The sequence below is a fragment of the Luteibacter sp. P4_E6 genome, assembly GCF_056401535.1.
Window position 1 is genome coordinate 23,226 of record NZ_JBFUJE010000010.1, and the last position, 6,289, is coordinate 29,514.

At 64.4% G+C, this 6,289-nt stretch carries 6 protein-coding genes; 3 read left to right on the forward strand and 3 right to left on the reverse strand.

Annotated features, from left to right (window positions below; translation table 11 throughout):
* Positions 1 to 23 precede the first annotated feature (23 nt).
* Both AC1DT2_RS01750 and AC1DT2_RS01755 read right to left on the reverse strand, forming a co-directional pair.
* Entirely contained in the window at positions 24 to 1,778 is a 1,755-nt protein-coding gene (locus AC1DT2_RS01750; RefSeq protein WP_477293800.1) for a glycoside hydrolase family 13 protein, read from the reverse strand.
* A gap of 52 nt (positions 1,779 to 1,830) precedes the next feature.
* Complete coding sequence (locus tag AC1DT2_RS01755) at positions 1,831 to 2,247, reverse strand: organic hydroperoxide resistance protein (protein ID WP_477293802.1); 417 nt, start codon at positions 2,245 to 2,247, stop codon at positions 1,831 to 1,833.
* Between the two features lie 258 nt (positions 2,248 to 2,505).
* Between AC1DT2_RS01755 and AC1DT2_RS01760 the strand changes: the two genes are divergently transcribed.
* From AC1DT2_RS01760 to AC1DT2_RS01770, 3 genes are read left to right on the forward strand one after another with little or no spacing between them, the layout of a single operon-like run.
* Positions 2,506 to 3,057: a redoxin family protein gene (locus tag AC1DT2_RS01760; protein WP_477293804.1), complete on the forward strand. Its 552-nt coding sequence runs from the start codon at positions 2,506 to 2,508 to the stop codon at positions 3,055 to 3,057.
* A gap of 39 nt (positions 3,058 to 3,096) precedes the next feature.
* The gene (locus tag AC1DT2_RS01765) at positions 3,097 to 3,837 is read left to right on the forward strand and encodes a response regulator (protein WP_213949197.1); all 741 of its coding nucleotides are present in this window, start codon (positions 3,097 to 3,099) and stop codon (positions 3,835 to 3,837) included.
* Positions 3,834 to 5,141 carry a sensor histidine kinase gene (locus AC1DT2_RS01770; protein WP_477293806.1) on the forward strand — a complete coding sequence of 436 codons (1,308 nt, stop codon included), beginning with the start codon at positions 3,834 to 3,836 and terminating at the stop codon, positions 5,139 to 5,141. Before AC1DT2_RS01765 ends, AC1DT2_RS01770 begins: the two co-directional genes overlap by 4 nt.
* A 102-nt stretch (positions 5,142 to 5,243) precedes the next feature.
* Here AC1DT2_RS01770 and AC1DT2_RS01775 read toward each other — a convergent pair.
* The coding region (locus tag AC1DT2_RS01775) for a D-cysteine desulfhydrase family protein (RefSeq protein ID WP_477293808.1) at positions 5,244 to 6,289 on the reverse strand (1,046 nt) is incomplete at its 5' end.

Below are 6,289 nucleotides of genomic sequence, written 5' to 3' on the forward strand. Positions count from 1 at the left end.
CGTCGCTCACATACCCAAAACGGCTAATCCGCCCCCGGTGTCACCACCCATGCGGCATAAGGGGGAAGGGTGGCGCCTTCGACGGCTGTCGTCGAGCGCAGGGAAGGGTCACTCGCCATCAGTGTCGTTATCTTGCCCGGCATCAGGCCGTTCGCGAGGCGCTGCGGCGATCCGCTGAAGTTCAGCATCACCAGCACCGGCTGCGTGCCCTCGCGCCGGTAGACGAGGACGTGGGCGTTGGTCCGATCCAGGAAGGTCATGGCGCCGTCGCGCAGGGCGGCGTTGTCGCGACGAAGCGCGGCAAGATCGCGGTACCAGTTGAGCAGCGAATCCGGCCGGGCCAGTTCGGTCTGGACGTTGATCGTCACGTGGTCAGACGTGACGGGCAGCCAGGTTCGCGGGCTGGTCGAAAACCCCGCCTGCGCGCCCGRCAGCCATTGCATAGGTGTACGTTCACCGTCGCGACCTTTCTCCTTCGGCCAGCCGGTGACACCGATCGGGTCACGGACGTCTTCGACGCGTGTCGGCGTGGCCGTCGTCATGCCGAGCTCCGCACCGTAGTACGTCAGCGCCACCGCGCGGGTGGTCAACAGTGCGGTGGCCACRATCCGGGCGCGTGCCACGTTGTGCTCGCCGTCGCCAAAACGGTCGATCGAGCGCGGATTRTCGTGGTTGTCGAAGACAATGAGTGGCTGGCCATGCACCTCCTGCGAGGAAGCGAGATGGCTGCGAAACCAGTCGGCATCGAAGCTCGCCTGCCAGCCAAAGCCGGGCAGCATGTTCATGGGAAGCTGGAGCTCGGGCGCCTTTGCTGTGCCGTACCACACGTCCAGCGTCGGGATGTCGGGCGTGTAAGTTTCACCGATGAGTACGCGGTCGCCCGGATAGGCACCGACCATCGCGCGCATGCGCCGCATCACGTCGTGCACTTCAGGCAGGTTGTCGCTGTAGAGCGAATGCAGGTTGGGATCGCCCTGGGCATTCGTGCCCGGGCGCACCGGATCGTCGCGCAGCTGCGTATCTTCGAACAGCGTCGAGATCGCATCGAGGCGAAAACCCGCCACGCCCCGGTCGAGCCAGAACCTCATGGCGCCGAACATCGCCTTTTCGACCGCAGGATTGCGCCAGTTGAGATCCGGCTGCTGCACGTAGAAGCGGTGGTAATAAAACTGCCGACGCGCGGGCGCCCATTCCCAGGCGGAGCCGCCAAACACGGACTCCCAGTTGTTGGGCGGGATGCGACCATTGTGGGTGTTGCGTTTCTGCAGATCCGTCGCGCCCGCTGTTTTCGCGTCGATGCCGTCGTTCCACACGTACCAGTCGGATTTCGGATTGTCACGCGAGCTGGCCGATTCGATGAACCATGTGTGCTTGTCCGACGTGTGGTTGAGGACCATGTCCAGGATGATGCGGACATGACGCTCGCTCGCTGCCTTTATCAGGCGGTCGAAGTCGGCAAGTGAGCCGTATTTCGCATCCACGGCCTGGTAATCGGCGATGTCGTACCCGAAGTCCACCTGTGGCGAGGGGTACATCGGCGCGATCCAGATGGCATCCACGCCGAGTTTCTGCAGGTAGTCGAGGTGCCCGGTGATGCCATTGAGATCGCCGATACCATCGCCGTTACTATCCCCGAAGCTGCGTGGGTAGATCTCGTAGATGAAGGCGTGCTTCCACCAGGGGGCCGCCGCGTCAGGCGGGGGCGCATCGGCGGTAGCCCCGTTGGCAACCGCCGACGCACAAAGCAGAGCAGCGCAAGCCACAAGTCGGTGAAACATCCCCATCGGTCCAGCCTTGCATCGTGGAAAGTCCCGATGGTAACCGAGCCACTCAGGCGAGCGTGGTGACGATGTCGATGTTCCCGTGAAGCGCTTTCGAGTACGGGCAGGTGCGGTGCGCGGAAGCGATCAGGGACTGGGCGACATCGCGGTCAAGCCCGGGAAGGCTCACGTTGAGGCGGGCCTGGAGGAAGTACTCCTCACCCGAGGTACCGAGATCGACCTCGGTGTTCACCTCGGTATCCTTGGGCAGGGCGATGTGCTGCGCACGGGCGGCGAGACCCATCGCACCGATAAAGCAGGCGGACCAACCGGCGGCAAGCAGCTGTTCCGGGTTGGTGCCGGTGCCGGCTGTGCCGGGGGGTGACAGCTTGACCACCAGGCGGTCGTCGGAGCTGCGCGACTCGCCGTCGCGGCCGCCGGTGGTACGGGTCTTGCCGGTATAGAGGACGTTCTCGATGCGTGACATGGTGGTATCCCGTTCGGTTGGAGGTGATGACTAGGAGGCGCCCGCGGGGTATCACGGGTGTGTCGCCACCCCTGCCGAAACGCGTCGGAATGTGTAGCGAAGGCCGCTGGATACATTCAGATACACACCAGGGCTCCCCAGGGCCGGAACACGCCGCGGCGGCCCGCTACGTTTGGATACAAAACGGCCCTCGCGCGACACGCGTGGGATACGTGGCGGCGCTTAAATAAGTCATCCCCAATGCACAGGTGACTTGCCATGACCTCTCCCCGCCTGCTCCTCGTCTTTTCCGTCTTGTGTATCGCAGCCATTGCTTCCTGGCCTGCCGGCTGGGCACGTGACCGGGCCGGCGATGTCGCGTCCGCCCCGGCCGTCGTGCCCGCGCCTGAATTCACCGGTATCGATCACTGGTTCAATTCCCAGCCGCTGTCGCTGAAGGACCTGCACGGCAAGGTCACGCTGGTGGAGTTCTGGACGCACGAGTGCATCAACTGCGTCCACGTGGTTCCCCACACCGAGGCGTTGTACCAGCGCTATGCCAACGATGGCCTGGTCGTCGTCGGCGTCCATACGCCGGAGTACGACGAAGAGCACGACCTAGGGGGTGTCGCCTCGGCCATCAGGCAGCAAGGCATCACCTACCCGGTCGCGGTCGACAACAGCTACGCCACCTGGAACGCCTATGGCAATCGCTTCTGGCCGGCGCTGTACCTGATCGACCAGAACGGCAAGATTGTCTACAGCCACTACGGCGAGGGAAACTACGACGAAACCGAAGCACGCGTCCGCCAGCTGCTCGGCAAGGCGTGAACCTGACCCTTTCTTTCACCTGGTAACCCGGAGCCTGGCATGGACCATGTCGACCATATCCTCGTTGTCGATGACGACCGCGAGATTCGCACCGGTGTCGCGCAATACCTGCAGAAGAATGGGCTGCGCACCAGCGTGGCGGCAGATGGTCGCGAGATGAACGCCTTGCTCGACACCACCGCCGTCGACCTCATCGTGCTCGACATCATGATGCCGGGTGACGATGGCCTGGTGCTCACCCGTAACCTGCGCGCAAGCAAACACCGGGCAATCCCGGTGCTTTTGCTCACCGCGCGGGACGACGAGACCGACCGGATCATCGGCCTGGAGATGGGTGCCGACGACTACGTGGTCAAACCGTTCTCGCCACGCGAGTTGCTGGCGCGTATCAACGCGGTGATCCGCCGCACGCGCATGCTGCCGCCGAACCTGCGCGTGACCGAAGCCAGCGGCATGCTCGGTTTCGGCCGCTGGCGCCTGGACACCACCGCGCGCCACCTGCTCGACGACGAAGGCACGATCGTGTCGTTGAGCGGGGCGGAGTTCCGCTTGCTTCGGGTATTCCTGGATCACCCGCAGCGGATCCTTTCGCGGGACCAGCTGCTCAACCTCACTCAGGGTCGCGACGCCGAGTTGTTCGACCGCTCGATCGACCTGATGGTGAGTCGTCTTCGCCAGCGCCTCGTCGACGATGCGCGCGAACAGGCGTACATCAAGACGGTCCGCAACGAAGGCTACGTCTTCACCATGCCGGTCACGGTGCTCGGGGAAGCGTCGTGAAGGCGACGCTCCGGCGCTGGATGCCGCGCAGCATCGCGTCGCGCCTGTACCTGATCATCTTCGCCGGTTTGCTGCTAGCGCATGGCATGTCGTTCGGGCTGCTCTTCTTCGAGCGTTACCAGAGCGCCAAGACGATCATGCTCAATACGCTCGAGCACGACGTCGGTACGTCGGTCGCGATCCTTGACCGTCTTCCGGCGGTGGAACGGCCGGCATGGATAAGTCGTCTCCAGCGCGATAACTATCGCTATATCCTCGGGCCCGGCAAGGCCGGCGCCGATCCGATTTCGAATCGCGCGCGTGTCGTCACCGATCTGATCCAGCGTGAAGTCGGACCATCGTTTGCGGTCAAGGCGAACACCGTGTCGATGGGTCCGGAACGCTACCAGGTGCATCTCACCCTGCATGACGGAGAGCCCCTGAGCATCGAGGTGACCCCCCGGGTGATGCCCCTCGCCGACTGGCTGCCCTTCGTCTTCATCCTGCAGATGGTCGTGCTTCTGGTGATTACCTGGGTGGCTGTCCGTCTGGCGACGCGGCCCTTGGTGCGTCTGGCGCGCGCCGCGGAATCCATCACGCCCACGAACGAGGGACCACGGATGTCCGAGGACGGTCCGACCGAGGTGGCACAGGCGGCGGTTGCCTTCAACGCCATGCAGGATCGCATTGCCCTCTACGTGAAGGAACGCCTGCAGATCCTCGTCGCGATCTCGCACGACCTGCAGACACCGATCACACGGATGCGCCTGCGCGCCGAGGGCCTCGAGGAGTGTCCGGAGCGTGGCAAGTTGCTACAGGACCTGCACGAGATGGAGCATCTGGTGCGAGAGGGCGTCGCTTATGCGCGCAGCGCGCACGGCGCGACGGAGACACCGCGCAAGATCGACCCGGCGGCCTTCATGGAAAGCCTGGTGTTCGACTACCAGGACACAGGCAAAGCGGTGAGTCTCACCGGCAGCGTCGACGGCACCGCCATCGTCCGGCCGCAGGCCCTGCGTCGAGTGCTAGGCAACCTGATCGACAACGCGTTGAAGTACGCGGGTGCTGCGGAGGTGGGCATGACGCGCACGTCCGCCGGGGCCTTGTGTATCGAGGTGGCCGACAACGGGCCGGGTATTCCCGATGACGAGCTGGCGCGTGTGCTGGAGCCGTTCTATCGACTGGAGACGTCGCGGAACCGCGATACGGGTGGGACCGGGTTGGGATTGGCGATTGCGGCGCAGTTGATGCTGTCGGTGGGCGGGCGGCTTACGCTTGCGAATCGGGCGGGTGGTGGGTTGGTTGCGCGCGTGGAGTTGCCGTAAGGCCGGCTGGTCGCGCTGAATGTGGGAGCCGATTCATCGGCGATGGTGCTGGCGACACCGCCAGGTATCGCCGCTGAAGCGGCTCCCACACAGAGCATCGCTTCACCCCATCAGGTCCTCGCGATACGCATAAAGCCCCGGCTGCCCACCGGTAGCAACAAACAAAACATGCTCCCCATCGCGCACGACCCCGCTGCGCAGGTCCTGCAACAACCCGGCGAACGCCTTCCCCGAGTACACCGGATCGAGCAGGATGCCCTCGGCACTCGCCATTAAACGCAAGGCTTCCTTCATCGCTGGCGTAGGCACGCCGTAGCCGTCGCCAAGCTGCGACCCATCGACATGCACCTCGTTCGCGGCAAGGTCGGCCGTGGACTCCAGCAGTCCGAGTCCCTCGCGCGCGAGGCCGTGCGTCGTCGCCGCGGTGGCGTCCCGCTCGCCGAGAACGGAATACGCGGATACGCGTGCCGGATCGCGACCCAGGGCGGCGAACCCTGCCACCAGGCCCGCATGCGTTCCGGAGCTTCCGTTCGGAACGACGATACGGTCGAAGCGCAGCCCGAGCTCGTCTTCCTGCTGGGAGATCTCGCGCGCGCAGCGCGCATAGCCGAGCACACCGCGAGGCGTAGAACCCCCGGTGGGCAGGACGACGACCGTATGCCCTTCGTTCCGCAGCGCCTCGGCACGTGCATTGGCGTGGACGAGCGCATTCTCACCGCGCGGCAGCAGGGTCACCGTGGCGCCAAACAATTCATCGAGAAGCACATTGCCGTTCTTCTCATAGTCATCTCCCTCCTTGGGAACCATGCGCGCAAGCAGCATTTCGCACGCAAAGCCATGACGGGCGGCCGCCGCCGCCGTCAATCGCGCATGGTTGGACTGGACGCCGCCCACCGTGATCACCGTGTCCGCGCCGATGTCGCGCGCATAGCCAAGGTGATATTCCATCTTGCGCAGCTTGTTGCCGCCGCCGCCCAGCGCCATGACATCGTCGCGTTTGATGCTCAAACGGATGCCTCGCCGCGTCAGGCCGAGTTGTTCTTCGATACGGGAAAGGCGATGTATTGCCGTGGCGTTGTCGAGAAGCGCGATGCGGGGAAGGCGATCGAGAGCGGCAAGGGCATCGTGAGACATGGCGTGTCCGGGAG